Below are 25,377 nucleotides of genomic sequence, written 5' to 3' on the forward strand. Positions count from 1 at the left end.
CAGACCCTCGGCTGGGCAACCCCCGCCGAGAAACTCGCCGAGCTACTCTCGACCACCTGACCAACCCGGTGTTGCGATGACCGGTTGAGACCGCCTACCGGTCCCGCCGAGGTAGTACAAAACCTGCCGAGGTAGTACGGACAAAACCCGCAAATCCCTCAAAACTCCAGGGCCTGGGTACTACCTCGAGGATTCTCGTACTACCTCGGCAGATCCGGTACTACCTCGCAGGGTGGCCGTCCTTCCACACCGCGTGCACGAGCGGGACGCCGGGGCGGTAGGCGAGGTGCGTACGGTTCGGCGCGTCGAGCACGACGACGTCGGCGCGAGCGCCGGTCGCGAGGTGCCCGACGTCGTCGCGACGCAGCGCGCGGGCGCCGCCCGCCGTCGCGGCCCAGACGGCCTCGGCGACAGTCATGCCCATCTCGCGCACGGCGAGCGCCACCATGAGCGGCATGGAGCTCGTGTACGACGAGCCGGGGTTGCAGTCGCTGGCCAGCGCGACGACGGCGCCCGCGTCGAGGAGGCGGCGCGCGTCGGGGTACGGCTGCCGGGTGGAGAACTCGACGCCCGGCAGCAGGGTCGCGACGGTCCCTTGCGCTTCCCCACCCCACGATGCCGCGAGCGCCCCGACGTCGTCGTCGGACAGGAAGGTGCAGTGGTCGACGGCGGCGGCGCCGAGGTCGACGGCGAGCCGCACGCCCTCCCCCGGGCCGAGCTGGTTCGCGTGCACGCGCACGCCGAGCCCGGCGGCGGCGCAGGCCTCCAGGACGCGGCGCGACTGCTCGGGCGTGAACGCACCGGTCTCGCAGAACACGTCCACCCACCGGGCGTGCGGCGCGCAGGCGGCGAGCATGTCGCCGACGACGAGGTCGACGTAGCCGTCCGGGTCGGAGGAGAACTCGGGCGGCACGACGTGCGCGCCGAGGAACGTCACCTCGTCGGTGACCTCCCGGGCGAGGCGCACGGAGCGCTCCTCGTCGGCGACGCTCAGCCCGTAGCCGCTCTTGGTCTCGAGGGTCGTGGTGCCCTGCGCGAGCGCCTGGTCGACGTGCCGACGCAGGTTCGCGCGCAGCGCGTCGTCCGACGCCGCGCGCGTCGCCGCGACGGTGGTGCGGATGCCGCCCGCGGCGTACGGGCGCCCGGCCATGCGCGCCTCGAACTCCGCCGACCGGTCGCCGGCGAACACCAGGTGGCTGTGCGAGTCCACGAAGCCGGGCACGACGGCGCGGCCCTCGACGCCGACGACGCGGTCCGGCGCGCGCCCCAGCGCCGCCTCGACGCCGTCGGCGCACGCGCGCTCCGGGCCCGCCCAGGCCACGCGCCCGCCGTCGAGCAGCAGCGCGGCGTCCCGGATCACGCCCATCGGGTCGTCGACCGGGTCGACGCCCACGGCGTCCGGGGCGTTCGTCGTGAGCTCGCCGATCCCCAGGATCAGCGTGGCCGGGTGCGAACCGCCCGGGTGCTCCACCTCGCGCATCTCACGACTCTCGCATCGGCACGCGCAGCCCGCCCCGCGACGCCGCAGCCGCGGCGTCGTCGTACCCGGCGTCGACGTGCCGCAGGACGCCGAGCCCCGGGTCGTTGGACAGCACCCGCGCGAGCTTCTGCGCCGCGAGGTCGGTGCCGTCCGCGACCGACACCTGTCCGGCATGGATGGACCGCCCCATCCCGACGCCGCCGCCGTGGTGCAGCGACACCCACGTGGCGCCGGACGACGCGGCGGTGAGCGCGTTGAGCAGCGGCCAGTCGGCGATGGCGTCCGAGCCGTCGGCCATGCCTTCCGTCTCCCGGTACGGGGAGGCGACGGACCCGGAGTCGAGGTGGTCGCGCCCGATGACGACCGGCGCGCTCACCTCCCCGGACGCGACGAGGTCGTTGAACGCCAGCCCCGCGCGGTCGCGCTCGCCGTGCCCGAGCCAGCAGATGCGGGCGGGCAGGCCCTGGAACGCGACGCGTTCCTGGGCGGCGCGGATCCAGCGGTGCAGGTGGTCGTCGTCGGGGAAGAGGTCGAGGACGGCCTTGTCGGTGGCGGCGATGTCGCGCGGGTCGCCGGACAGCGCGGCCCAGCGGAACGGCCCCTTGCCCTGCGCGAACAGGGGCCGGATGTACGCGGGCACGAAGCCGGGGAAGTCGAAGGCGCGGTCGAAGCCGCCGCGGCGCGCCTCGTCGCGGATCGAGTTGCCGTAGTCGAACACCTCGGCGCCCGCGTCGAGGAAGCCGACCATGCCCTCCACGTGCCGGGCCGTCGACTCGCGCGCCCGGTCGGTGAACTCCTCCGGCTTGGCAGCGGCGTAGTCGGCCCACTCCTCGACCTCGACGCCCAGCGGCAGGTACGACAGCGGGTCGTGGGCCGACGTCTGGTCCGTGACGACGTCCACGGCGACGCCGCGGCGCAACAGCTCCGGCACCACGTGCGCGCTGTTGCCCACCACGCCGACCGACAGCGCCCGCCGCTCGGCCCTCGCGGCCTCGACGCGGCGGACGGCGTCGTCCAGGTCGTCCGCGACCTCGTCGAGGTAGCGCTCGCGCACGCGCCGCTCCAGGCGGGACCGGTCGACGTCGACGACGAGGCACGCGCCGCCGTTGAGCGTGACGGCGAGCGGCTGCGCGCCGCCCATGCCGCCGCACCCGCCGGTGAGCGTGAGCGTCCCGGCGAGCGTGCCGCCGAACCTCTTCGCGGCCACCGCGGCGAGCGTCTCGTAGGTGCCCTGGAGGATGCCCTGCGCGCCGATGTAGATCCACGACCCGGCCGTCATCTGGCCGTACATCGTGAGGCCCTGCGCCTCGAGCCTCCGGAACTCCGGCCACGTGGCCCAGTCGCCCACGAGGTTGCTGTTGGCGATCAGCACGCGCGACGCCCACTCGTGCGTGCGCAGCACGCCCACCGGCTTGCCGGACTGCACGAGCAGCGTCTCGTCCTCGGCCAGCGTCGTGAGGGTGCGGACGATGGCGTGGTAGCTCGGCCAGTCGCGCGCCGCGCGGCCGGTGCCGCCGTAGACGACCAGGTCGTCGGGGCGCTCCGCCACCTCGGGGTCGAGGTTGTTCATCAGCATCCGCAACGGCGCCTCGGTCTGCCAGCTGCGGGCGGTGAGCGTCGTGCCGCGCGGGGCGCGGACGGGGACGGGGGTGCCGAGCTGGTGGGACATCGTCGTCTCCTTCGGGAGTGCGTTCGGAAGTGCGTTCGGGAGGGTCAGCGGAGCGGGCCGACGGCGGCGCTCGCGGCGGCGACGACCTCGCCGTCGGAGACGAGCCGCGTCGCGGCGTCGATCTCCGGGGCGAGGAACCGGTCCGGCCCGGGGCCGGGGACGGCGGTGCGCAGCAGCGCGTGGACGGCGCCGGTGCCGGCGGCGGGCGACAGGCCCGTCCCGGGGGTGCAGCGCAGGTCGAGGGCGCGGGCGGCGGTCATGAGCTCGACGGCGAGCACGCGGCCCAGGCCGTCGACGGCGCGGCGCAGCTTGCGCGCCCCGGCCCACCCCATCGACACGTGGTCCTCCTGCATCGCCGACGACGGGATGGAGTCGACGCTCGCCGGCGCGGCCAGCCGCTTGAGCTCCGAGACGATCCCGGCGGCCGTGTACTGGGCGATCATCAGGCCGGAGTCGACGCCCGGGTCGTCGGCGAGGAACGCCGGCAGGCCCTCGTTGCGCGCGACGTCGAGGAACCGGTCGGTGCGCCGCTCGCTCATGCTCGCGACGTCGGCCATGGCGATCGCGAGGAAGTCCAGCACGTACGCGACGGGCGCGCCGTGGAAGTTGCCGTTCGACTCGACCCGGCCGTCCACGGTGACGACGGGGTTGTCGATCGCCGACGCGAGCTCACGCCCCGCGACCGCCGCCGCGTGATCCACGGTGTCCCGCGCGGCGCCGTGCACCTGCGGCGCGCAGCGCAGCGAGTACGCGTCCTGCACGCGGGTGCACTCCGGGCGGCCGTCGGCGTCGAGGGTCCGGTGGCTCGCCACGACCGGCGACCCGGCGAGCAGCGCGCGCAGGTTCGCGGCCGACGCCGCCTGGCCCGGGTGCGGCCGCATGCCCACCAGGTCCTCGGCGAACGGCGCGTCCGAGCCGAGCAGCGCCTCGACGCTCGACGCCGCGGCGACGTCCGCCGTCGCGAGCAGGCGGTGCAGGTCGTCGAGCGCGAGGCAGAGCATGCCGAGCATGCCGTCCGTGCCGTTGATGAGGGCCAGGCCCTCCTTCTCGCGCAGCTCCAGCGGCGCGATGCCGGCCGCCGCGAGCGCCTCGGCGGCGTCGACGAGGTCACCCCCGGCATCGCGCACCGGGCCCTCCCCGAGCGCGGCGAGCGCCACGTGCGCCAGCGGCGCGAGGTCGCCCGAGCAGCCGAGCGACCCGTACTCGTGCACGACCGGCGTGATGCCGGCGTCGAGCATCGCCGCGTACGTCTCGGCGACCACGGGCCGCGCGCCCGTGCGTCCGGTGGCGAGCGTCGCGAGCCGCAGCAGCTGCAGCGCGCGCACGACCTCCCGCTCCACCTCGGGGCCGCTGCCCGCGGCGTGCGAGCGCACCAGCCCGAGCTGCAGCTGCGCCCGCTTGTCGGTGGGGATGTGGCGGCGGGCCAGGGCGCCGAAGCCGGTGGAGACGCCGTAGTGCGGGCGGGCGTCGTCGGCGAGGTCCTCGACGACGGCGCGGCTCGCGGCCATCCCCGCCAGCGCGGCGTCGGTGAGGCGCACCTGCGCGCCGTGGCGGGCGACCGCGACGACGTCGTCGACGGTCAGCGGGCCCGCGTCGATCTCGACGACGGCCCGGGACGTGGAGGTGGTGGCGGTCATGCCGCCAGCACACACCGTCCGGCCCGCGCTCGACACGGCCTCCGGCGAGGTTCAGTCTGGGATCCCAGACACGGGGGCCACCGAGACAGTCCGAGCCGTGCCGAGGTAGTTCGAGGAGGGCGCACGATGGCGGACGTGCCCGCGGCGCGCAGCACGCTCCGGGTGCTGACGTACCTCGCCGCGCAGGCCGGTCCGGTGCCGGCGGCGGCGGTCGCGCAGCACCTGGGCCTCCCGCGGTCGACCGTCTACCACCTGCTGTCCGTGCTGGTGGACGAGGGGTTCGTGACGCACCTGCCGGAGGAGCACCGCTACGGGCTGGGGACGGCGTCGCTGTCCCTCGGCTCGGCGTACGCGCGGCAGGCGCCGCTCGCCCGGCTGGCGCGCCCCGTCGTCGCGCGGCTGGTCGAGACGACGGGCGAGAGCGCGCACCTCGCCGTCCTGCACGGCCGCGAGGTGCTGTACCTCGTGGAGCAGCGCGCGCCGCACCGGCCCAGCCTCGTCACCGACGTCGACGTGCGCCTGCCCAGCCACCTCACCGCCAGCGGCCGCGCGGTGCTGGCGCTGCTGCCCGCCCCGCAGGTGCGGGCGCTGTTCCCGTCGGCGGCGGCGCTCGCCGACCGCACCGGCGTCGGCCCGCGCACGCTGCGCGACCTGCGCGAGGTGCTGCGCGACACCCGCCGCCGCGGCCACGCCACCGAGGACGGCGAGGTCACCACCGGCCTCGCGTCCGTCGCGCACGCCGCCCTCGACCACACCGGCCGCCCGGTGGCGGGCGTGGCGCTGACGTTCTGGTCGGACGACGTCGACGCCGCGCGCCGCGACGCGCTCGCCGCGGCAGCCGGTCGTGCCGCCGCCGAGATCAGCCGGCGTCTGGGCGCCCGCTGACTCGCCTCGATTCCAGACCCGCTCAGTCGAGCCACTCCCGCGCTGCGGCGACGAGCGTCGCGACACCGAGGTCCAGCGTCGGCTCGGGCACGGGTGCGAAGAACGGCGAGTGGTTGGGCGCGACGCCGTCCGGCAGGCCGCCCATCCCCGTCGCGGCTGCGGGGTCGAACCCCGCGAACAGCGCGGCGTCGAAGCCGCCGAGGAACCAGTAGACGAGCGGTGCGCCCGCGGCCGTCGCGAGGTCGCCGACGTCCTCGGAACCGGGCATCGGCGGCAGGCTCACGACCTGCGGACGCCCGCCGGCCGCCTCCACGCGGGGACGCTCGACCTCCAGCGTCCGCTCGAGGACGGCCCGGGTGCGGGCGCTCGCGTCCGGGTCGTTGGTGGTGAGGTTGAACGTGGCGACGGACGTGTACTCGGGCGGCTGCGGCGCGCCGGACGCCGCGGCCTCGGCGTCGACGATGCGGTGGATGGCCGCGAGGACCCGCTCGCGGACGCCGGCGTCGAAGGTGCGGACGTTGACCAGCAGCTCGGCGCGGTCCGGGATGACGTTCGCCTGCGTCCCCGCCTGGACGGAGCCCACGGTGACGACGGCCGACTCGGTCGCGCCGACCTCACGCGACACGATGCCCTGCAGCCGCAGCACGGTGGCCGCGGCCATGACCACCGGGTCGACGGTCGCCTCCGGGCTCGACCCGTGCCCGCCCGACCCGTGCAGCGTGATCCGCAACGAGTCCGCCGCGGCCATCGCGGTGCCGGACGTCAGGCTGACCACGCCCACCGGCAGCGGCATCACGTGCTGGCCCAGCACGACGTCGGGCACGACGCCGATCCGGTCGTAGAGGGCGTCGGCGACCATCCGGCGTGCGCCCTCGCCGAGCTCCTCGGCGGGCTGGAAGAGGACGACGAGCGTCCCCGACCAGTCGTCCCGACGCTGCGCGAGCTCGGCGGCCGCCCCGAGCAGGCAGGTCGTGTGCACGTCGTGCCCGCAGGCGTGCATGGTGCCGGACGTGCGGCCCTCCGGGGTGGTCGCGGTGTCGGTCGACGCGTACGGCAGGCCAGTCCGCTCGGTGACCGGCAGCCCGTCCATGTCCGCGCGCAGCAGCACGCGCGGCCCCGTGCCGTGCGCCAGCACCCCCACGACGCCGGTGCCGCCGATGCCCTCGTGCACGTCGTAGCCCCAGCCCCGCAGCCGCTCCGCCACGATCCCGGCCGTGCGGTGCTCGGCGAACCCGAGCTCCGGGTGGGCGTGCAGGTCGGTGTAGATCTCCGTCAGCTCGGACGTCGTCAGCGCGCTCATGGCGTCATCCTGCCGCCGCGCGGCGGAGCCGTCCTGGGCAGCCGGGACGGTCCCTGTGTGCAAGATCTCCACGACGCCATAAGGGAATGTTCAGTTTGGCAGGGCACAATCGTGGGCATGACGTCAGCGACGACGAGCACCACGAAGGGCAAGACGACGACCCGTCTCGCCGCAGCGAGCCTCCTCGCCCTCGCGATGATGCTCGGTGCGTGTTCCGCCCCCGCCGAGGTCGAACAGTTCATCGCCGACGCGCAGAGCCAGGCCGAGGCCATCGACTCCGACCTGCAGCGCATCGAGGAGCAGGTCACCGGCATCCCCGACGGGCTCCGCACCGACGTCACGAACGCCATGGCCTCCGCCCAGGCCGCGACCGACGAGGCACGCGACGCGCTCGCGCGGGCCGAGAAGTCCCAGGACGGCGCGGTCGTCGCCCTCGAGGACGCGCAGGTCGCGCTCGAGGCGGCGTCCGCCGAGGTCAAGCACGTGACCGACGAGGCGCGACAGAACGGCGCCACGCAGGTCGCCGACCTGCTGTCCACGCTCCAGGAGCAGATCGACGCCCTCCGCGGCGAGACGGAGAGCGCCGCCGCCTGACAGCACCCGCTCCCGGTCTGCGCGTCAGTCCGGGTCGCTCGGGTCGATCGGCAGGTGGTGGTCGAGGTTGACCGTGCCGCGCCGCCAGTACCCGGAGACCTGCACCTGCTCGGCGGGAAGCCCCAGCTCGCGCCGGAGGTAGCGGCGCACGGGCACGAGGTCGTCGGCCTCCCCGAGCCCGACGAACAGCTCGTCGGGCTCCAGACCGCCGAGCGAGCGCACGGCCTCCGCGAGCTGCCCCGGCCCGTCGGTGCGGTAGAGGATCTCGACGGTCGCGCCGTCCAGCTCGTCCTCGACGTGCGCCTCGTCGACGTCGTCGCCGATCTCGACGATCGCGGTGACCGGCACGTCCGCCCCGACGGCGGCCACCCAGCGGGCGAGGGCGGGCAGGCCCGTCTCGTCGCCGGCGAGGGTCAGCCGGCCGATCCCGTCCGGCACCCCGACGCTGCCGCGCGGCCCGGCGAGCACGACCTCGTCGCCCGCCGACGCCCGCGACGCCCACGCGGACCCCGGGCCCTCGTCGCCGTGCAGCACCCAGTCGACGTCGACCTCGGCCACCCCGTCGACCGTCCGCGTGGCCCGCACGGTGAGGTCGCGGGAGATGGAGACGACGCCGGTCGGGCGCTGCAGCCCGCCGTCCGCGGCCAGGGTGGGGGCGTGCAGCTCGCCGGTGGCCGGGTCGGGCAGGAAGACCTTGACGTGGTCCTCCGGGCCGGGCGCCCGCAGCGCCGCGAGCGACGTCGGGGCGTCCGGGTCCGCGCCGTCGACGTCGACGTCGCGGAACGTGGTGCGGCGCAGCGTGCCGGTCAGCTCGGTGACGGCGTGCACGCGCACGCGACGGGGGACCAGGTCGAGGCGGGTGCGGGGTCGCGAGAACACGCCTCGATTCCACCATGACGATCAGTTCGGCACGGAGCAGATCTGTTCGGCAACGTCCCCTGCCGAACAGATCCACTCCCTGCCGAACTGACGGACCGGACTGCTCAGCCGAAGAAGACCCGCAGGTCGGCGACGACGTCGTCCGGCACCTCCAGCGCGGCGTAGTGGCCGCCGCGCGGGAACTCCGACCAGTGCTCGATGCGCGCGTTGTCCCGCTCCGCGAGGCTGCGGATCGTCTGGAAGTCGTCCTTGAAGACGGCGACGCCGATGCGCCCGGTGCTCACGACCGGCTCGGCGCCGGAGCGCTGCTCCGCGTAGTGGTACCGCGCGGCCGTGGCGTAGGTGTTGGTCAGCCAGTAGAGGGTGGCCTGCGCCAACACCTGCTCCGGCGACACCAGCGACGTGCCGTTGCCGAAGTTCTCGAACAGCTCGGAGTAGGCCAGCGTGGCGACGGGCGAGTCCGCCAGGCCGGCGCCGACGGTCTGGGGCCGCGACGCGTTCATCGCGTTGTACCCGCCCACCGACTGGAACCACTGCGCGTGGCCCAGCGCTGCGTACTCCTTCGGCCCGAAGTCGTCCATCTCCCCCGGCGCGCCGGAGGGGAAGGAGAACAGGTGGAGCACGTGCGCCCCGCGGAAGCCCTCGGGGTCGAGGACGGCGAGCTCGCGCGAGACCATCGCGCCGCCGTCGCTGCCGTGGATGCCGTAGGACTCGTAGCCGAGCCCGCGCATCAGGGCGTCGTAGGCGCGCGCGACCCGCGCCATGGTCCAGTCCCCGCCCACCAGCGGCGTGGAGAACCCGAAGCCCGGCATCGAGGGCACGACGACGTCGAACGCGTCCTCGGCGCGCCCGCCGTGGGCGACGGGGTCGACGAGCGGGTCGATCATGTCGAGGAAGTCGAGCACCGAACCGGGGTAGGTGTGGGCGAGCAGCAGCGGCGTCGCGTCCGGGTGCGGCGAGCGCACGTGCAGGAAGTGGATCGTCTGCCCGTCGATCGCGGTGGTGAACTGCGGGTACGCGTTGAGGCGGGCCTCCACCGCACGCCAGTCGAAGGCCTTCCAGCGCTCGACCATGTCGCGCAGGTACGACTCGGGGGTGCCGTACTCCCACGAGTCGCCGGGAGCGGCCGGCGCGAACCGGGTGCGCTCGAGGCGCTGCTGCAGGTCGTCCAGGTCGGCCTGCGGGGCGGCGGCGGTGAAGGGGCGGAGCTCGAGGCGGGTCGTGGCGTTCATGGCGGTCTCCCGAGGTCGTGAGCCAGGTCGTGAACCAGGTCGTGAGCCGGGTCCGTGCCCCAGCTCTTGAACCCCACGATAGGAACGGTTCAGGAACGGTTCTTTCCGTTATTCTGGACGAGTTCCGACGAGTTCTCGGCACGTCCCCGGCGATCCCCCGGAGGTCTCGATGGGCTCCACCTCCGCGCGGCTGCTGGCCCTGCTCGGGCTGCTCCAGTCCCGCCCCGACTGGTCCGGCGCCGAGCTCGCCGACCGCCTCGACGTCACCGACCGCACGGTGCGCAACGACGTCGCCCGGCTGCGTGAGCTGGGCTACCCCGTCCACGCCGTGCGCGGCCCGGGCGGGCGGTACCGGCTGGGCGCGGGCGCGCGGCTCCCCCCGCTGCTGCTCGACGACGGCGAGGCGGTCGCGGTGGCGGTCGCCCTGCGCGCCGCCACGGCGACGGCGGGCTTCGAGGAGTCCGGGCAGTCCGCGCTCACCAAGCTCGAACAGGTGCTGCCCGACCGCCTGCGGCGCCGCCTGGCCGCGATCCGCGACGCGAGCACCACGGGCCCCGAGAACACGGGCTCCAACGTCGAGGACCCGGGGATCGACTCGGGCACGTTGGCCGCCGTCGCCGACGCGATCCGCGACCACCAGGGCCTGCGCGCGCACTACCGCGACGAGCCGGTGGAGCTGGAGCCGTACCGTCTGGTCTCCTGGCAGCGCCGATGGTTCCTCGTCGCGCGGAGGACCGGCCCCGCGGCGGGCCCGGGCGCCGGCACCTGGGAATCCTTCCGCGTCGACTGGCTCCGGCTGCGCACGCCGGGTGGGCGACGGTTCCGGCCCGAGCCGTTCCCCGGCGACTTCTCGGAGTTCGTGGTGCGCGAGGTCGCGCGCACGGGCTGGGCGGTGCACGCCCGCATCACCGTGGACGCCCCCGCCGAGGAGGTGCTGGCCCGCATCAACCCCGCCGTCGGCACCGTCGAGCCGCGGCCGGACGGGCGGTCCGTGCTCGTCACTGGCGGCGACAGCGTCGAGGTGGTCGCCGTGTGGATCGGCATGCTCGGCCTCGACTTCCACGTCACCGAACCACCTGAGCTGGTGGAGCACCTCCGCGTGCTGGCCGCGCGCTACGCCCGCGCCGTCCCGGGCTGACGACGTGCTCGACCTGCACCCCGGGGTGCGTCACACTGTGCCGGTGAGCGATCCGTACCAGCCCGGTCAGCCGTACCAGGAGCCGAGCCCGCAGCAGCCCCAGCCCGGCTACGCCGAGCAGCCCTCCCCGCAGCAGGGATACCCGGCCGCGCAGGGCCCGTACCCGGGTCAGTACCCCCAGGGCCAGTACCCCCAGGCGCCGTACCCGGCGTACCCCGCCTACGCGCCGGAGCCGCCCGGCAAGACGATGGGCATCGTCGGCTTCGTGCTGGCGTTCGTCATCGCGCCCGCCGGCATCGTGGTGTCCGCGATGGCGCTGTCGGAGTCGAAGAAGGTGGGCTACCCGAACGTCCTCGGCAAGTGGGGGCTGTGGTTGTCCATCGCGTTCACCGCGCTCTGGGTGCTGTACGTGCTGTTCATCGTGCTCGCGGTGTTCGGCGGCCTGTTCGCGTCGTTCGCGACGACCTCGACGATCGACGGGTACGGGATGTCGGTCTGACCTGTCCGGTCACGTCAGCACGCGCACCGGCTCCCCCGCCGCCCAGGCGGCGACGTCCTCGACGGCCTGGCCGTAGAACGTCCGGTACGTCGCCTCGGTGACGTACCCGACGTGCGGCGTGAGGACGGTGCGCGGCGCGGAGCGCAGCGGGTGGTCGGCGGGCAGCGGCTCGACGTCGAACACGTCGAGGCCGGCCCCGCCGATCCGCCCCTCGTGCAGGGCCGCGAGCAGGGCGTCGGTGTCCACGAGCGGGCCGCGCGAGGTGTTGACCAGCACGGCGGTGGGCTTCATGCGCGCCAGGTCGTCGGCGCCCACGATGCCGCGGCTGCGGTCGCTCAGCTTGTAGTGCACGGTGACGACGTCGGACGTCGCGAACAGCTCGTCCTTCGCGACCGCGCGGACCCCCGCCCGCTCGGCAGCCGCCGGGTCGAGCCGCTGGCTCCAGGCGACGACGTCCATCCCGAACGCCTGCCCGACGCGCGCCACCCGCGTGCCGAGGCGCCCGAGCCCGACGATTCCCAGCCGGCGGCCCTCCAGGTCCCCGCCGACGGTGTGCTGCCACCCGCCGTCGCGCATCGCCCGGTCCTCCGCCGGCACGTGCCGCAGGACGGCGAGGATCAGCGCCCACGTGAGCTCGGGCGTCGCGTTCGCGGGCGACTCCGTGCCGCACACGACGACGCCGCGCTCGCGCGCCGCGTCGAGGTCGATGGCCGCGTTCTGCCGCCCGGTCGTCACCAGCAGCCGCAGGTCGGGCAGCCGCGCCAGCCGCGCCGCGGTGAACGGCGTCCGCTCCCGCATCGCGACGACGACGTCGTAGCCCGCGAGCGCCGCGGCCACCGCGTCGTCGTCGGGCAGGGGCCGGTCGAGGAAGTCGACGACCTCCGCGCCCAGCCCCGCCCAGTCGGCGAAGCGGTGGGCGACCTGCTGGTAGTCGTCCAGGACGGCGACGCGCACGATGACCTCCTCGAGTCCGGTGCGCGTGACCCTACCCGCGCGCTGGGGCGGGCTGCCCGGACAGCTCCGCGGACCGCACCACGCGACGCGAGTTCGCCCAGGCCACGTAGAGCAGGGGTGCGGCCAGGACGCCGACCGCTAGCGCGGGCCGCAGGGCGAACGCCCCCGCGAGGGTCGCGAGGCTCGCCGCGCTGAGCGCGCCGAGGTACCAGCGGCGGACGCCGAGGTAGAACGCCGTCCGCAGGACGGCGGGCCACCGGAGACCCGGCCGGTCCACCACGAGGACCAGGGCCACGGGCGTGCAGACGAGGGTGAGGGCGACGAGCATCACCAGCACGGGGATCACGACCGCCCCCAGCCGCTCGCCCCAGAGGCCCACGGCGTCGACGACCACCACCACGCCGACGGCGGCCACCGCCGCCCCGACGGCCGCCGCACGGGCGCCGGAGTCCCGCAGCGCGCGCAGGTACGTCCGCACGACGCCGATCCGGCCCTGCGCGGAGAACTCGCGGAAGACGGTCATCGCGGCCGCGACGCCGGGGAAGGCGAGCACGAGCGCGACGGCCAGCGCCGGCCACGACGCCAGCGGGTCGGTCGTCACGAGGAGCACGAGCAGCGGGAGCGACGACACCGCGAGGAGCGCGTTCGTCGCCAGGACGACGTAGGCGAACTCGAACACGGTCGTCAGGGTCGCGTGCGAGAGGAGCGAGCGGGCGCGCACCACAGTCACCCCTTCAGGCCGCTGGTCGCGATGCCCTCGATGAAGTACCGCTGCCCCAGCAGGAAGACGACCGCGATCGGCAGCACCGAGATCACCGAGCCGGCCATGATCAGCGCGTAGTCCGCGTTGTACTGGCCGATGAACGTCTTGAGGCCGATCTGCAGCGTCCACAGCTCGGGGCTGCGCAGGTAGATCAGCGGCCCGAGGTAGTCGTTCCAGGTGTTGGTGAACGTGATGAGCACGAGGCTGGCGATCGCCGGGACCGAGAGCGGCACCATGATGCGCCGCCAGATGCCGTACTCCGACAGGCCGTCGATGCGCGCGGCCTCCGACAGCTCCTCCGGCACGGTCTCGTAGAACTGCTTCATGAGGAAGACGCCGAACGCGCTGAACGTCTGCAGCGCGAGCATGGCCCACAGCGTGTTCGACAGACCCATCTTCGACAGCATGACGAACTGCGGGATCATGTACGCCTGCCAGGGCACCGCGATCGTGGCCACGTAGAGCAGGAACAGGGCGTCCCGCCCCGAGAAGCGCGTCTTGGAGAACCCGTAGGCGGCGAAGCTGCCCGTGAGCACCTGGAGGAACGTCACGCCCACCGACAGGATGAGCGTGTTCTTGATCCAGGTCGCCATGTCCGACTTCTGCCAGATCTCGACGTAGTTCTGCCAGACCACCGGGTCGGGCAGCCACTGGATCGGCACGGTGAAGACGGCGTTGTTCTCCTTCAGCGACGAGATCACCATCCACACGAACGGCAGCAGGACGGCCGCGGCGGCGACCGCGAGCGCCACGTGCGCCAGCACGCGGCCGGCGCCAGGGCGCGTGCGGGACGGGGTGACGGGGACGGCCGGCGGGGCGGCAGGGGTCGCGCGCCGGACCTCGGTCGTCGTCGACATCAGTCCTGCCTCCTTCGGTTGATCACGAACTGCACGGCGGTGACCGCCAGGCAGAGGAGGAACAGGGCCACCGAGACCGCCGAGGCGTACCCGAAGTCGTTCTCGACGAAGCCCTTCTTGTAGATGTACTGGGACAGCACGAGCGTGGACTGGCCCGGTCCGCCGTCGGTCATCAGCAGGATGAGGTCGAGCACCTTGAGGCTGCCGATGGTGAGCATGACGGTGACGAAGAACATGGTCGGGCGCAGGCACGGCAGCGTGATGTTCCAGAACCGCTGCCACGCGCCGGCGCCGTCCATGCGGCCGGCCTCGTACAGCTCCCGCGGGATCGTCTGCAGCCCGGCGAGGAAGAGCACCATGAAGTAGCCCATCTCGCGCCAGACGCCGACGATCACGACGGCGGGCATCGCCCAGGTGGCCGACGTCGTCCAGCCGGGACCCTCGATCCCGAACAGCCCGAGGAACTGGTTGATCGGGCCGGACTCGGGGCTGAACAGCATGTTCCACACGACGGCGATGGCCACCATCGACGTGATGTACGGGAAGAACGCGGCGGTGCGGAAGAACGCCACGCCGCGCAGCTTCTGGTTGAGCAGCAGCGCCAGCCCGAGCGACGCCACGAGGGTCAGCGGGATGTGCAGCCCGGAGTAGTAGAGCGTGTTGAGCAGGGCGCGGTGGAAGCTCGCGTCGCCCAGCATCCGGGTGTAGTTCTCGAGCCCGACCCAGGGCGCCTTCCCGAAGACGTTCCACCCCGTGAGGGACAGGTAGAACACCGCGATGACGGGGATCAGGGTGAGGATCGCGAACCCGAGGAAGTTCGGCAGGACGAACGTCCAGCCGATGAGCGCGTTGCGTCGCTTGAGCCGGGCGCCGGGGCGCCGGGCGCCGCGGACCGGCGTCGGCGCCGGGGCGGCGGGGGTGGTCGTGGTCGCCATGGGAAGCTCCTTCGAGAGCGCGTGGGGCCGGCGGGCCGGCCCCACGCTGCGTCCGGTCAGCCGGTGATGCCGGCCTCGTTCGCGGCCCGCTGCTCGGCCTCGGCGATGGCGTCGTCGACGGACGTGCTCCCGGACATCACGGCCGAGTGGAGGTCGCCGAGGATGGTCTGCACCGCCGCGATCTTCGGGTCCACGGGGTTCTCCGGGCGGGTGTCATGCACCTGGAAGGTCTGGCGCGAGAGGTCGTCCTCGGGCGCGCCCTTCGCGCTGAAGTACGACTCGGTGACGGCGTCCGACTGGTAGGCCGGCGTGATCCCCGTCGCGGCGAGCGCGACGGCGGCGTCCTCGCCGGCGATGAACGTGAGGAACTCCTTGGCCGCGTCGAGCTTGCCGTCGTCGATGGCGGCGTTGATCCCCACGGAGGTGGGGTCGCCGAACGTCACCGGCTCGTCGACGGTGCTCGTGTCGTACTGCGGCACGGGGGCGATCCCCCACGTGAAGTTGTCGGCCTCGCCGTCGGCCTGCTGCGCGAGCAGCATCGCGACGTACCAGCTGCCCATCGGCATCATGGCCGCCTTCTGCTTCCCGAACTGGGACTGGTAGGTGAGGCTGTTGGTGGTCGCGGTGCCGTAGTCGACCTGGGCGCCTGCGTCCTGCATCTCCAGGGCGCGCTCGTAGTACGGCTTGAGGTAGCCGTAATCGCCCGAGAGCAGGTCGGCGCCAGGCGTCTGGTTGTTGGCGAAGCCCTGGACAGCGGCCTGCCACACGTGCTGGTAGGTCCCGTCGGCGTCGCCCGCGTCGCTCAGCTCCTGGGCGGCCGCGGCGTAGTCGTCCCAGGTCCAGGTGCCGTCGGGGGCGTCGACCCCCGCCTTCTCGAACAGGTCCTTGTTGTAGAAGAGGAACCACGAGTCCTGCCGGAACGGGACGGCCCACGTGCTCCCGTCGACCTGCCACGAGCCGAGGCCGGTGACGTTCTCGTCGAGGCCGTCGGCCACGTCGGAGACGTCCACGAGCTGGCCGCCCGCCTGGTACGTGACGAACGCGGACACGGTCTTCTGGGCGTAGAGGTCCGGCGCCGCGCCGGCCGCCAGGTCGGCCGTCATCTGTGTCTCGTAGTTGTCGGTGTCGTACTCCCGGATCGAGACCTCGACGTCGTCGTGCGACGCGTTGAACTCGTCGACGAGCAGCTGGAACTCGGGCGCGTTGCTGAGGGCCCAGGTGCCGAGGGTCAGGTCGACGACGCCGTCCGCGTCGGCGGCGGAGTCGGACCCGCCGCACGCGGTGAGGGTCAGGGCGACCGCGAGGATCCCTGCGGACGCGGTGAGGGGACGCTTCATGTCGATTCTCCTTCGAATGCGATCGGTGGTACGGCGGTGGTACGGGTCACGGGCGACGGCGCCGGTCGCCGTCCGTCGCCGTCTCGGACGCCAGGTCGTGGCGGGTGGTCAGCCCGTCGGGCCAGGTGACGCTGATGCGGGTGCCGTCGAGGTCCGCCCGCGCCGGTCCTTCGGCGACGGGCGCCGCGGACAGCCCGAGCAGCACCGCGGCCCAGACCCCGGTCTCGGCGGGCCGCGACGCCCAGGGCACGGCGGCGGGGCCCAGCGGGGAGGCGTCCGGCCGGGTGTCGACGCCGCACTCCCAGTCCCCGAGGAGGGGCGCCAGCACGGACGTCACCTCGCCGGCGCTCGCGGCGACCGCGCCGGGCGCACCGGCCTCCGCCGGTCCGGCGTCGTCCCCGGACACCGGCCACCCGCCGACCCGCAGCGCCGGGACGCCGGGGGCCGGCGCGAGGTGCTCGACCCGGACGAGCCGGACCTCCCACGGCCCGCGGACCAGGGAGACCACGCGCACGTGGCCCGCGGGCCGCGGCGTGCCCGGCACCCCGAGGGCGTGGCCCATGCCGAGGCCGAGGCTCTCGTCCTCGTCGACCCAGTGCACGGGCCCGTGGGAGGCGGCCACACCGACCGCCCTCTCGCCCGACCCGTCGACCCGGGGCGCGGTGGAGCGCATCCCCGTCCGGTGCGTCGGCCGCCCGTCGTCGTCGAGCAGGACGACGGCCTGGTCCAGCGGGGCGGACCATGACTCACGGTCGAGCAGCGGGAACGTCGCGGTCGAGTAGCCGAACCGGGCGTACAGCGGGGAGTCGGACCCCGCCTCCCCCTCGACGCCGTGGTCGGTGCCGTGGTTCACCACACGCACGAGGCCGTCGGCGGCCGTGCCGGAGGCGATCCAGCCGGCGGGCTCGACCACCGTGAGCGTGTCGGCCTCCTCGACGGGCAGTGGCTCCGCGGGGGCCGTCCAGACCGGGTCGTCCTCGTCCAGCGCCAGCCCGAGCAGCCCCTTGGCCGCCCAGTACGGCGACCCGGTGCCCGAGTAGGACTGCGCCAGCGGCCGCCACGGTCCGTACCAGCCGATCGACAGCAGGCCGTCGGCGTCCGGCGCGCCTCGTGACACGAAGTGGTCGACCGTGCGCAGCGCCGCGTGCCGCAGCAGGCCGGGCGGCGTCGACGGGACGCGCGCGATCGCGCCGGCCCAGAGCGGGGCCGCGGACGCGAACCGGTAGATGAGGCTGCGGCCCTGGACCAGCGGCGAGCCGTCGGCGCCCACGAGCCGCACGGCGTCCTGGACGTAGCGGTCCAGGCGCTCGACGTCGGTCTCGCGCCGCGGCGCCGCGAGGTCCTCCGCGCCGCGCATCCGCGCCCACAGCACGGGGTACAGCTGCATGGCCCAGCCGGAGTAGTGGTCGAAGGCGCGGCTCGCGCCGTCGGCGTACCAGCCGTCGCCGCGGTAGTAGGAGTCGTGCCGGGCCAGGTCCTCCTCGACGTCCTCGCGCGACCAGGGCCCGCCGACCGAGCGCAGGAACGTCTCGACGGTGATGCGGAACCAGAGCCAGTTGTTCGCCGGGTAGGTCCGGTCCCCGACGACCTCGGACAGGTAGTCGACGACGCGCTGCTGCACGGTGGGGCTCAGGCGGTCCCAGAGCTGCTCGCGCGTCAGGTCCAGCACGAGCGCCAGGGACGCGGCCTCGACCTTCGCCTGGCCGTGCTCCGAGGGGCGCACCCAGCGCTCGGGCGACGCCGGGTCGGTGCCGGCGTCGAAGCCCGCCGCGTACCACTCGGCCAGGCCGTCGGGGTCCTCGCCGCGGGAGCCGGCCAGCCGGAAGCCCGCCACCAGGAGCGTGCGCGCGAAGCCCTCGAGCCCGTCGACGTCGGTGCCGTACCCGCCGGGGGCGCCCGGGAGGGTGATCCGGGCGTGCCCGGGCGACCCGTGGGCGCGGGCCGCCCGCAGCATCCCGTCCGCGAGTGCCGCGAGGTCGGCCCGGGTCTCGACCCGCGTCGTCGGCAGGGTGCTCATGCGCTGACCTCCAGGTGCTCACGGTGGATCGGGGAGAGCGGGGGCTCGTCCCGCACGAGGCGTTCGAGCTCGACGAGGGCCGCGTCGCTCATGCGCCGCACCTCCGAGCCGAGCGAGCCCGCCACGTGCGGGGTGATCAGGACGTTCGGCAGCGACATGAGCGGCGAGCCGGCGGGCAGCGGCTCCGGGTCCGTGACGTCGAGCAGCGCCTGCAGGCGCCCCGTGACGCACTCGCGCTCCAGCGCCGCCGTGTCGACGAGCGACCCGCGGGCGGTGTTGACCAGGGTGGCGCCGTCCCGCATGAGGGCCAGCTCCGCGGCCCCGATGAGGTGGTGGGTCGACGGCAGCGCGGGGGCGTGCAGGCTGACCACGTCGGAGCTCGCCAGCAGCTCGGGCAGCTCGACCAGGCGGGCGCCGGCGGCCGCGACGTCCTCGGCGGCGACCGTCGGGTCGCTGACGAGCACGGCGCCGGGCTCGAGGACCTCCTGGACGAGGCGGGTCACGCGCCGGCCGATACGGGAGAACCCGACGACGCCGATCGTCCGGCCACGGTTGGACAGGTCGTCGTGCAGCCGCCACCCGCGCGGGGTGGCGCCGGCGCGGGCCGCGACCGCGGGCACGCCCTTGCCCGCCATGATGATGGCCGCGAGCGCGAACTCGGCGACGGGCCGGGCGTTCTCCTCGGCCGCCGTCGTCACCCGGATCCCGCGGTCCCACGCCTCCGGCGGGAGGAGGTACCGCACGCTGCCCGCGGCGTGGAGCACGGCGCGCAGCCGGGGCGCGGCGTCCAGGTGCTCGACGGTGAGCGCGGGAGCGCCCCACGAGGTGAGCAGGACGTCAGCGGTCGCCAGGCGCCGCCGGGCCTCCTCACCGTCGAGGTCCTCGAGCAGGATCGGGTCGCCGACGCGGGCGAGGGAGCGGAGGCGCTCCAGCTGGGGCGCGTGGAACTGGAGCCCGAAGGTGTGCCGGCTCATCAGGACCACGACCTCGTGCTCGCGTGGGACCACGCCTACCTCCTCGTCCGCGACGACCCCGTCCCGGCATGTCTGGTTGCGATCGACTACGATCGAACGATGGTGCCGGATCGCTCATGCGATCACGATCGACGAGTGAACCGGAGCGTTTCGCTCCTGTCAAGGGCAGGACTCGCTCCTGTACGATCAGAATCGATCAAGCGTTGGCCGCGGCCGACGACGCCGACCCGGAGGACCCGACGTGACCGCACCCGCCCTCGCCAGCGAGCGCCGCGAGCAGATCCTCGGGATCCTCGGCCGGGAGGGCTCCGCCCGGCTCAGCGCCCTCGCCCACCGGCTCGGGGTCACGCCCGTGACCGTCCGCCGCGACGTCGCCCAGCTCGCCGAGCAGGGCCTGGTGCAGCGGGTGCACGGCGGCGTGTCGCTCACCTCCCCCGCGCGCCCGGGGCCGGCGGCGGCGTCCGGGGAGCACGAGTCGCAGGGTCGGCGCGGGCAGGAGGTCACGACGATCGGCATCGTCGTGCCGTCGATGGACTACTACTACCCCGGGGTCCTCAGCGGCGCGCGGGCCGCTGCCGAGGAGCACGGCATCCGCCTCGTGCTCGGCGTCTCCAGCTACCGGATCGACGAGGACCGCCGCCAGCTCCAGCGCCTCGTGGAGGACATCGGGGTGGACGCGGTGCTCACGGCCCCCGCGATCGACCAGCCGGACGGCGGCGAGCTCGCCACCTGGCTGACGGGGCTGCGCACGCCGGTCGTGCTGCTCGAGCGGACCCCGCGGCGGCCGACGCACCACGCCCTGCTGGAGTCGGTGGTGACGGACCATGCGCTCGGCGCCGGCCTGGCCGTGGAGCACCTCGCGGGCCTCGGCCACCGGCGCATCGCCCTCGCGTCGCGCACCAGCCCGACGACGGCCGCCCTGCGGGAGGGCTGGGAGGCGGGCGTGCGCGACCTGGGGCTGCCCGAAGGGCCGGAGGTCGACCTCGTCACGTACAACGAACCGGGCAGCCGCGAGTCGATCGACCGCGCGCTCGACGCCCTCCTCGACGCCCGGTCCACCGCCGTTCTCGTGCACGCCGACCCCGAGTCGATCGCCCTGCTGGAGCGCTGCGACGAGCGCGGGATCTCCGTCCCCGACGACCTGTCGGTGATCGCCTACGACGACGAGGTCGCGGCGATCGCCCCGCAGCCCATCACGGCCGTCCGCCCGCCGCGCCGCACCGTCGGGAGCACCGCCCTCCGCGTCGCCGCCGAACGCCTCGCCGACCCCGACCGACCCGCCCAGCGGGTCGTCCTCAGCCCGCAGCTGCACGCGCGAGCCACGACGGCCCCGCCGCGGCGGTGACGCCGTCGCGTCATGCGCGGCCCGCGGCAGCCCCCGGCTCGGGCCGGTGCACGCCGCGAGGCCGGTAGCCGAGCTCGTCGGACAGGCCCGCGAGGTCGGCCAGCAGCCACACGATCGCGAGCCACATCTCCGTGCCCTGCAGGCCCGGCGTCGTCGCGGCAGCTCCGGCGGTGGACGGGTGCGCGGCCTGGAAGCCGAAGCCCTCGCCCGCCGACCAGCGGCGCAGCGCCTGCCCGAGGAGCCCGCGGGCCAGCTCGACGACCTCGTCCCCGCGGTGGCCGGCGCCACGGGTGAGCCACAGCGGGTGGGCGACGTCGAGCACGTTGCACGCGTTCTGCCGCTCCGGTCGGAAGAACCGCGGGTCGCGGGCGTGCTCCAGCACCGTGTCGACCACCCGCTCGGCGTAGGGCACCGGCAGCCCGAGCTGCGCGAACGTGCCCCGCGACGCCCGGTAGTAGCCGTTGACGACCTGCAGCAGCCCGTCAGGCCCGCTCGGCGCGCCCCACATCCCCGTGCGCGGGTCCGCCCGGCTGAGCAGCCACCCGAGCAGGGCCTCCTGCGCCCCCGGCGACCCGGCCACGCCGGCCCGGGCGTTCCAGTGCATCGCCGTGCCGAGGATGTCGACCCAGTGGCCGGCCGACCAGGCCCCGGCCTGCCAGTCCTGCCGCTCCAGGCCGTCGATCACGTCGGCCGGTGTCGCGTCCGCCACGACGGCGATCGGGTGCGCGAACGCGCTGCCCAGCAGGTCGAGCGCGTACCCGACGGACAGGACGTGGTAGCCGGCGGGCGGGTCGAACAGCCCCGGCCGCGGGGGCACCGGCTCCAGGTCGGCGCCGAGCTCCCCCACCATCCCCGTGGCCGGGTCCTGCCACGACCTCAGCCGGGCGACCTGCTCGTCGGCGGGCAGCTGCAGCGGGGGCCCGCCGAGCAGCAGGTCGGCGATCTCGACGGCGTCGCACTGCGCCCGGACCGTGGGCGTCTTGCCGGGCGCGTCGACGAACAGCCCGGACGCCGGGTCCCAGCACCGGTCGAGCAGCGACCGAGCCTGGTCGCGGGCCGTGGCGGCGAAGTCGCGCACCTGCTGCCCGAGGGCGGTGCCGGCGGGGACGCCGCCGGTCGGCGGCACCCGCCAGCGGATCAGCCGCGCCGGGTTGCCGCCCACGACGGCCCCGGCGGGCACGTCCTTGGTGACGACCGCGCCCGCCGCCAGCACCGCCTTGTCCCCCACCGTGACGCCGTCGAGCACGACGACGTGGGAGCCGATCCACACGTCGTCGCCGACGGTGATGCCCGCGGAGGTCAGCGGCTGGCGGTGCACCTCCGTCTCCGGGTCCATCGAGTGGTTGAAGCCGAGCACGGACGTGTGCGAGCCGATGCGGACGGCGTCGCCGAGCCGCACGTCGCCGCGCACCACGGTGTACGGGTTGAGGCTGCAGTCGCGGCCCGCCCGCAGGATGCCGCTGACGTAGGCGCCGGCGGCGACGTAGGTGCGGTCGCCCAGCTCGAGGACCTCGTTCGTCACGGACGCCTGCTCCGACACGAAGCACCGCTCGCCGAAGACGTACCCCCGCTCGCGGCCCAGCTCCCCCTGCACGGCGAGCTGGCGGTCGCGCTGCGCGTCGTCGGCGTCGGCCCAGAAGCGCCAGGGCGTGAAGTCGAGCGCGTCCCGGTCGAGCTCGGCCGTGACGGACTCCTGCGTGTGCGTTCGCACGGGCATCTCGACCCCTTCGTTCGTCGGTGGACGTGCACGAGTGTCGGACAGCGGCGATCGGTCGACGGCGTCATCGGCTAGAAATGAACAGACTCGAACAGGCAGTTCCCGGCTCGTGAGGAGGCGGCGGTGGCACCCACGCCCGGCCCGGCGTCCGGCCCGCAGCTCAGCACCGTGCGGCGCGAGCACATCCTGCGCGAGCTGCGCACGCACGGGACGGTCGCGGTGGGCGCGCTCGCCGCCCAGCTCGGCGTGTCGCCGATGACGGTGCGCCGCGACGTGAACGCGCTGGCCGCGAAAGGGCTGCTCGTCCGCGTGCACGGCGGCGCCGCTCTGCCGGAGCCGTCCGCGGGCGTCGCCCCGCCGCTCGCCCCCGAGCCCGCCGCCCGGGGCTCCCGGCTCACGATCGGCCTCGTCGTCCCACAGCTCGACTACTACTTCCCGCGCGTGGTGGCCGGGGCGCGGGCGGCCGCCGCGCGGGCCGGCGTACGGCTCGTCATCCGCACCACGGCCTACGACCCCGACGAGGACCGGCAGCAGTGCCGGCGGCTCGCGGAGGCGGGGGTGGACGGGCTCGTCGTGACCCCCATGCTGGACGGGCCCCACGTCGGCGAGCTCCTGGGCTGGCTCGACCGGCTGCGCACGCCGGTGCTGCTCGCCGACCGACGCCCGCCGGAGATCAGCCCGTTCCGGCACCTCGAGTGGGTGGTGTCCGACCACGCGTCCGGCGCCGCGACCGCGGTGTGGCACCTGCACGCCCAGGGCCACCGCCGCATCGGGCTCCTGACGATCGCGGGCACGACGACGTCCCGCGCCCTCGGTCACGGGTGGCGCGATGCCCTGCGCGCGCTGGGGATCGACCCCGACGAACAGGTCGTGGGGGACAGCGACGGCTTCGACCGGCCCGGCCGGGCGGAGCTGCTGGAAGCGACGCTGGACGAGATCCGCCGCACGGGCACCACCGCCCTGGTGCTGCACTCCGACCCGTTCGCGCTGACCTTCGCGCAGCACTGCCAGGACCAGGGCGTCCGGATCCCCGACGACCTCGCGATCGTCGCGTACGACGACGAGGTCGCCGAGCTGGGCGACCCGCCGCTCACCGCCGTCCGGCCCCCCACGTACGACGTGGGCCGGCTCGCCGTCGAGACCATGGTCGCCCGGCTCACGGAGGGCGACCGCCGCCCGACGCACCGCCTGCTGCTCGACCCGACGCTCACCGTCCGCAGCTCGAGCGTCCGCGGCCCTCGTGCCTCGCACCCCCGGCCCCCTGGGGGCAGGCCGTCGTGAGCACCTCGACGGCGACGTCCGTCAGGGAGCGTCGGAGTGCGGCCCGCAGCTCCCACGCAGCACCACCGTCACGGGGAGGCTGGTGACCGTGGTGCGCCGGCTCGGCGCAGCGATGCGGGCCGTGAGGGCCGCCACCGCCGCCCGGCCGAGCTCCGCCATCGGCTGCTCGACGGTGGTGAGCGGCGGATCGGACGTCCGGGTGGCCTCGACGCCGTCGAACCCCGTGAGCACGACGTCCTCCGGCACCCGGACGCCGTGGGCCGAGAACACGTCGAGCAACCCGAGCGCCGTGTCGTCGTTGCAGCAGACCACCGCACCCGGCAGCACCTCTCCGCGCGCGACGCCGGCGACGAGCTCCTCCCCGATCTCCCGCCCACGCCGACGTCCGAGGTCGCCACGCCACCGCGGTGACTCCGGCGCCGCGATGCCCGCCCGCAGCAGTGCACGGCGGAAGCCCCGGAAGCGCTCCTCGTCGTCCGGGGTCCCCGCCCACGCGCCCACGTACTCGAGGGACGTGATCCCGTGGTCCGCCACGAGATGCTCGACCAGACGCTCGACGCCCTCGGCGTTGCTCACAGTCACGCGGTCGTGGGCGCTCGCGGACCCCAGCCCGGTGAGCACGACGACCGGAACACGCCTCGAGACGTGCTCGAGCAGGTCGTCCGGCAGCGTGCCGCTGACGACGACCATGCCGTCGACCCGGCCGGCCATGGTGAGGACCCTCGCCTCGAGGTCCGGCGACCTGGACATCGCGACGGTGATCGCGAGACCCGCCTCCCACGCCGCGAACTCGGCGCCGCGCACCACCTCGCCGAAGTACATTCCGCCCCAGGGGAGGATCGCGTCCGGAGTCGGGTCGACCACCACGGAGACCGCCTCGGCGCCGGGCTGGGCCGGCGCTCCCGCAAGCCGCGCACCGGGCCGGTGCAGCAGATCGGCGGCGACCACGGGCAGGCACAGCCCGACCATCGCCGTGCGGCGCGACGCGAGCCCGCGAGCGGACGCCGACGGCACGTAGCCGAGCTCGTCGATGGCGTTCCGGATCGCTGCCCGGGCATCCTGGCTGACGAAGCCGTGGTCGTTGATGGCTCGCGACACGGTCGTCGACGAGACTCCCGCCCGGTCGGCGACATCCCGCAGCGTGGGGGCACGTCCCCTCATCGGCCTTCCCTTCCGGCCGGTCCTGGCCTCGACTGCGACCCCATCATGGAACCGCTCCCAGGGCCAGGCCTCGGGCGACAGGCATTCCGCATACGCTCCCGCAACATGACGACGTGTGGGCTGGAGCGATGACCGTCCCCGCCGCCCGCCCGCGGCTCCTGCCCCTGCTGTTCACGGTGTACCTCGCCCTCCTCGCCTGGACCGTGCTGTGGAAGCTCGACGTCCCGCGGGTCGGCGAGGCGGGCGAGCGCGTCGTCAAGCTCGTGCCCTTCGTGGCCAGCGCCCACGCGGGCGCCAGCGAGCCTGTCGAGCTCGTGCTGAACCTCGTGCTCTTCCTGCCCTTCGGCGTCTACCTCGGGCTCCTCGTGCCGTCGTGGCCGTGGTGGCGGGCGGCGGGAACGCTCGCGGGCGCCAGCGCGCTGCTGGAGGTCGCGCAGTACGTGCTGGCCGTCGGGAGCTCGGACGTCACCGACGTCGTCGTGAACACCGCGGGCGGCCTCGCCGGGCTGGGCGTCGTCGTCCTCGCGCGCCGGTCGCTCCGGGCCTGGACGGCCGCGGTCGTGACGCGGTGGTGCGCCGCCGGGACGGCGCTCGCCCTGCTCGCGGCGGGGCTGTTCGTCGCCTCGCCCGTGCGCCTCACCGGGCCGCCTCCGGGCGACGTCGTGGTCGGGTGTGAGGACGGGGCGACGGCCGGGCACGAATCACCTTGCCGAGGTTGAGAGA

The 25,377-nt window shown here is 74.5% G+C and carries 22 protein-coding genes; 7 read left to right on the plus strand and 15 right to left on the minus strand.

Annotated elements, in window-relative coordinates; all coding sequences use genetic code 11:
• Positions 1 to 220: 220 nt before the first annotated feature.
• Genes hutI through hutH form a run of 3 tightly spaced genes read right to left on the minus strand, consistent with a single transcriptional unit; the run spans position 221 to position 4,786 of the window.
• Positions 221 to 1,480, minus strand: coding sequence for an imidazolonepropionase (hutI, locus tag ABZ493_RS00005; protein ID WP_430580128.1), 1,260 nt, complete (start codon positions 1,478 to 1,480; stop codon positions 221 to 223).
• A gap of 1 nt (position 1,481) precedes the next feature.
• Positions 1,482 to 3,149: a urocanate hydratase gene (hutU, locus tag ABZ493_RS00010; RefSeq protein ID WP_430580129.1), complete on the minus strand. Its 1,668-nt coding sequence runs from the start codon at positions 3,147 to 3,149 to the stop codon at positions 1,482 to 1,484.
• Between the two features lie 44 nt (positions 3,150 to 3,193).
• Positions 3,194 to 4,786: a histidine ammonia-lyase gene (hutH, locus tag ABZ493_RS00015; RefSeq protein WP_430580130.1), complete on the minus strand. Its 1,593-nt coding sequence runs from the start codon at positions 4,784 to 4,786 to the stop codon at positions 3,194 to 3,196.
• Between the two features lie 126 nt (positions 4,787 to 4,912).
• On the opposite strand from hutH, the gene ABZ493_RS00020 reads away from it, so the two are divergent.
• On the plus strand, positions 4,913 to 5,671 hold the full coding sequence (locus ABZ493_RS00020) for an IclR family transcriptional regulator (RefSeq protein ID WP_430580131.1): 759 nt from the start codon (positions 4,913 to 4,915) through the stop codon (positions 5,669 to 5,671).
• A gap of 22 nt (positions 5,672 to 5,693) precedes the next feature.
• Here ABZ493_RS00020 and ABZ493_RS00025 read toward each other — a convergent pair whose 3' ends face one another.
• Entirely contained in the window at positions 5,694 to 6,971 is a 1,278-nt protein-coding gene (locus ABZ493_RS00025; protein WP_430580132.1) for an amidohydrolase, read from the minus strand.
• A gap of 117 nt (positions 6,972 to 7,088) precedes the next feature.
• Here ABZ493_RS00025 and ABZ493_RS00030 point away from each other — a divergent pair, with 117 nt between their 5' ends.
• Positions 7,089 to 7,565: a hypothetical protein gene (locus ABZ493_RS00030; RefSeq protein ID WP_430580133.1), complete on the plus strand. Its 477-nt coding sequence runs from the start codon at positions 7,089 to 7,091 to the stop codon at positions 7,563 to 7,565.
• Positions 7,566 to 7,589: 24 nt separating this feature from the next.
• On the opposite strand, the gene ABZ493_RS00035 is transcribed toward ABZ493_RS00030, so the two are convergent.
• Both ABZ493_RS00035 and ABZ493_RS00040 read right to left on the minus strand, forming a co-directional pair.
• Positions 7,590 to 8,444, minus strand: a complete 855-nt coding sequence (locus tag ABZ493_RS00035; protein ID WP_430580134.1) for a siderophore-interacting protein — start codon at positions 8,442 to 8,444, stop codon at positions 7,590 to 7,592.
• Between the two features lie 104 nt (positions 8,445 to 8,548).
• Complete coding sequence (locus ABZ493_RS00040; RefSeq protein WP_430580135.1) at positions 8,549 to 9,676, minus strand: epoxide hydrolase; 1,128 nt, start codon at positions 9,674 to 9,676, stop codon at positions 8,549 to 8,551.
• A gap of 169 nt (positions 9,677 to 9,845) precedes the next feature.
• Here ABZ493_RS00040 and ABZ493_RS00045 point away from each other — a divergent pair, with 169 nt between their 5' ends.
• Positions 9,846 to 10,814 carry a transcriptional regulator gene (locus ABZ493_RS00045; protein WP_430580136.1) on the plus strand — a complete coding sequence of 323 codons (969 nt, stop codon included), beginning with the start codon at positions 9,846 to 9,848 and terminating at the stop codon, positions 10,812 to 10,814.
• 43 nt (positions 10,815 to 10,857) lie between these two features.
• A complete protein-coding gene (locus ABZ493_RS00050) occupies positions 10,858 to 11,313 on the plus strand; it encodes a hypothetical protein (RefSeq protein ID WP_430580137.1) in 456 nt (151 codons plus the stop codon).
• 9 nt (positions 11,314 to 11,322) lie between these two features.
• Here the strand turns inward: ABZ493_RS00050 and ABZ493_RS00055 are convergent, their stop codons facing one another.
• The 7 genes from ABZ493_RS00055 to ABZ493_RS00085 are packed head-to-tail and all read right to left on the minus strand — an operon-like array spanning position 11,323 to position 19,183.
• Positions 11,323 to 12,267, minus strand: coding sequence for a D-2-hydroxyacid dehydrogenase family protein (locus ABZ493_RS00055; protein WP_430580138.1), 945 nt, complete (start codon positions 12,265 to 12,267; stop codon positions 11,323 to 11,325).
• A gap of 31 nt (positions 12,268 to 12,298) precedes the next feature.
• Entirely contained in the window at positions 12,299 to 12,988 is a 690-nt protein-coding gene (locus tag ABZ493_RS00060; RefSeq protein ID WP_430580139.1) for a ferredoxin-NADPH reductase, read from the minus strand.
• Between the two features lie 5 nt (positions 12,989 to 12,993).
• A complete protein-coding gene (locus tag ABZ493_RS00065; RefSeq protein WP_430580140.1) occupies positions 12,994 to 13,887 on the minus strand; it encodes a carbohydrate ABC transporter permease in 894 nt (297 codons plus the stop codon).
• Positions 13,887 to 14,822 carry a sugar ABC transporter permease gene (locus tag ABZ493_RS00070; RefSeq protein ID WP_430580141.1) on the minus strand — a complete coding sequence of 312 codons (936 nt, stop codon included), beginning with the start codon at positions 14,820 to 14,822 and terminating at the stop codon, positions 13,887 to 13,889. The genes ABZ493_RS00065 and ABZ493_RS00070 overlap by 1 nt, the downstream gene beginning before the upstream one ends.
• A 56-nt stretch (positions 14,823 to 14,878) precedes the next feature.
• A complete protein-coding gene (locus ABZ493_RS00075; RefSeq protein ID WP_430580142.1) occupies positions 14,879 to 16,159 on the minus strand; it encodes an extracellular solute-binding protein in 1,281 nt (426 codons plus the stop codon).
• Between the two features lie 46 nt (positions 16,160 to 16,205).
• Complete coding sequence (locus tag ABZ493_RS00080; RefSeq protein ID WP_430580143.1) at positions 16,206 to 18,176, minus strand: DUF2264 domain-containing protein; 1,971 nt, start codon at positions 18,174 to 18,176, stop codon at positions 16,206 to 16,208.
• The gene (locus ABZ493_RS00085) at positions 18,173 to 19,183 is read right to left on the minus strand and encodes a hydroxyacid dehydrogenase (protein ID WP_430580144.1); all 1,011 of its coding nucleotides are present in this window, start codon (positions 19,181 to 19,183) and stop codon (positions 18,173 to 18,175) included. The genes ABZ493_RS00080 and ABZ493_RS00085 overlap by 4 nt, the downstream gene beginning before the upstream one ends.
• Positions 19,184 to 19,391: 208 nt before the next feature.
• Between ABZ493_RS00085 and ABZ493_RS00090 the strand changes: the two genes are divergently transcribed.
• Entirely contained in the window at positions 19,392 to 20,495 is a 1,104-nt protein-coding gene (locus tag ABZ493_RS00090; RefSeq protein ID WP_430580145.1) for a substrate-binding domain-containing protein, read from the plus strand.
• 10 nt (positions 20,496 to 20,505) lie between these two features.
• On the opposite strand, the gene ABZ493_RS00095 is transcribed toward ABZ493_RS00090, so the two are convergent.
• Positions 20,506 to 22,212 carry an acyltransferase gene (locus tag ABZ493_RS00095; protein WP_430580146.1) on the minus strand — a complete coding sequence of 569 codons (1,707 nt, stop codon included), beginning with the start codon at positions 22,210 to 22,212 and terminating at the stop codon, positions 20,506 to 20,508.
• 123 nt (positions 22,213 to 22,335) lie between these two features.
• Between ABZ493_RS00095 and ABZ493_RS00100 the strand changes: the two genes are divergently transcribed.
• The gene (locus ABZ493_RS00100) at positions 22,336 to 23,493 is read left to right on the plus strand and encodes a substrate-binding domain-containing protein (protein ID WP_430580147.1); all 1,158 of its coding nucleotides are present in this window, start codon (positions 22,336 to 22,338) and stop codon (positions 23,491 to 23,493) included.
• 21 nt (positions 23,494 to 23,514) lie between these two features.
• Here ABZ493_RS00100 and ABZ493_RS00105 read toward each other — a convergent pair whose 3' ends face one another.
• Positions 23,515 to 24,654: a LacI family DNA-binding transcriptional regulator gene (locus ABZ493_RS00105; protein ID WP_430580148.1), complete on the minus strand. Its 1,140-nt coding sequence runs from the start codon at positions 24,652 to 24,654 to the stop codon at positions 23,515 to 23,517.
• Between the two features lie 128 nt (positions 24,655 to 24,782).
• Here ABZ493_RS00105 and ABZ493_RS00110 point away from each other — a divergent pair, with 128 nt between their 5' ends.
• The gene (locus ABZ493_RS00110; RefSeq protein ID WP_430580149.1) at positions 24,783 to 25,373 is read left to right on the plus strand and encodes a VanZ family protein; all 591 of its coding nucleotides are present in this window, start codon (positions 24,783 to 24,785) and stop codon (positions 25,371 to 25,373) included.
• Positions 25,374 to 25,377: the final 4 nt, after the last annotated feature.

The organism is Isoptericola sp. NPDC019482, from assembly GCF_040632295.1.
GTDB lineage: Bacteria > Actinomycetota > Actinomycetes > Actinomycetales > Cellulomonadaceae > Isoptericola.

Coding starts and splice junctions, on each gene's coding strand:
- hutI (WP_430580128.1), bottom strand. CDS start 1,480: ATGCGCGAGGTGGAGCACCCGGGCGGTTCGCACCCGGCCACGCTGATC.
- hutU (WP_430580129.1), bottom strand. CDS start 3,149: ATGTCCCACCAGCTCGGCACCCCCGTCCCCGTCCGCGCCCCGCGCGGC.
- hutH (WP_430580130.1), bottom strand. CDS start 4,786: ATGACCGCCACCACCTCCACGTCCCGGGCCGTCGTCGAGATCGACGCG.
- ABZ493_RS00020 (WP_430580131.1), top strand. CDS start 4,913: ATGGCGGACGTGCCCGCGGCGCGCAGCACGCTCCGGGTGCTGACGTAC.
- ABZ493_RS00025 (WP_430580132.1), bottom strand. CDS start 6,971: ATGAGCGCGCTGACGACGTCCGAGCTGACGGAGATCTACACCGACCTG.
- ABZ493_RS00030 (WP_430580133.1), top strand. CDS start 7,089: ATGACGTCAGCGACGACGAGCACCACGAAGGGCAAGACGACGACCCGT.
- ABZ493_RS00040 (WP_430580135.1), bottom strand. CDS start 9,676: ATGAACGCCACGACCCGCCTCGAGCTCCGCCCCTTCACCGCCGCCGCC.
- ABZ493_RS00045 (WP_430580136.1), top strand. CDS start 9,846: ATGGGCTCCACCTCCGCGCGGCTGCTGGCCCTGCTCGGGCTGCTCCAG.
- ABZ493_RS00065 (WP_430580140.1), bottom strand. CDS start 13,887: ATGTCGACGACGACCGAGGTCCGGCGCGCGACCCCTGCCGCCCCGCCG.
- ABZ493_RS00070 (WP_430580141.1), bottom strand. CDS start 14,822: ATGGCGACCACGACCACCCCCGCCGCCCCGGCGCCGACGCCGGTCCGC.
- ABZ493_RS00075 (WP_430580142.1), bottom strand. CDS start 16,159: ATGAAGCGTCCCCTCACCGCGTCCGCAGGGATCCTCGCGGTCGCCCTG.
- ABZ493_RS00080 (WP_430580143.1), bottom strand. CDS start 18,176: ATGAGCACCCTGCCGACGACGCGGGTCGAGACCCGGGCCGACCTCGCG.
- ABZ493_RS00095 (WP_430580146.1), bottom strand. CDS start 22,212: ATGCCCGTGCGAACGCACACGCAGGAGTCCGTCACGGCCGAGCTCGAC.
- ABZ493_RS00105 (WP_430580148.1), bottom strand. CDS start 24,654: ATGAGGGGACGTGCCCCCACGCTGCGGGATGTCGCCGACCGGGCGGGA.
- ABZ493_RS00110 (WP_430580149.1), top strand. CDS start 24,783: ATGACCGTCCCCGCCGCCCGCCCGCGGCTCCTGCCCCTGCTGTTCACG.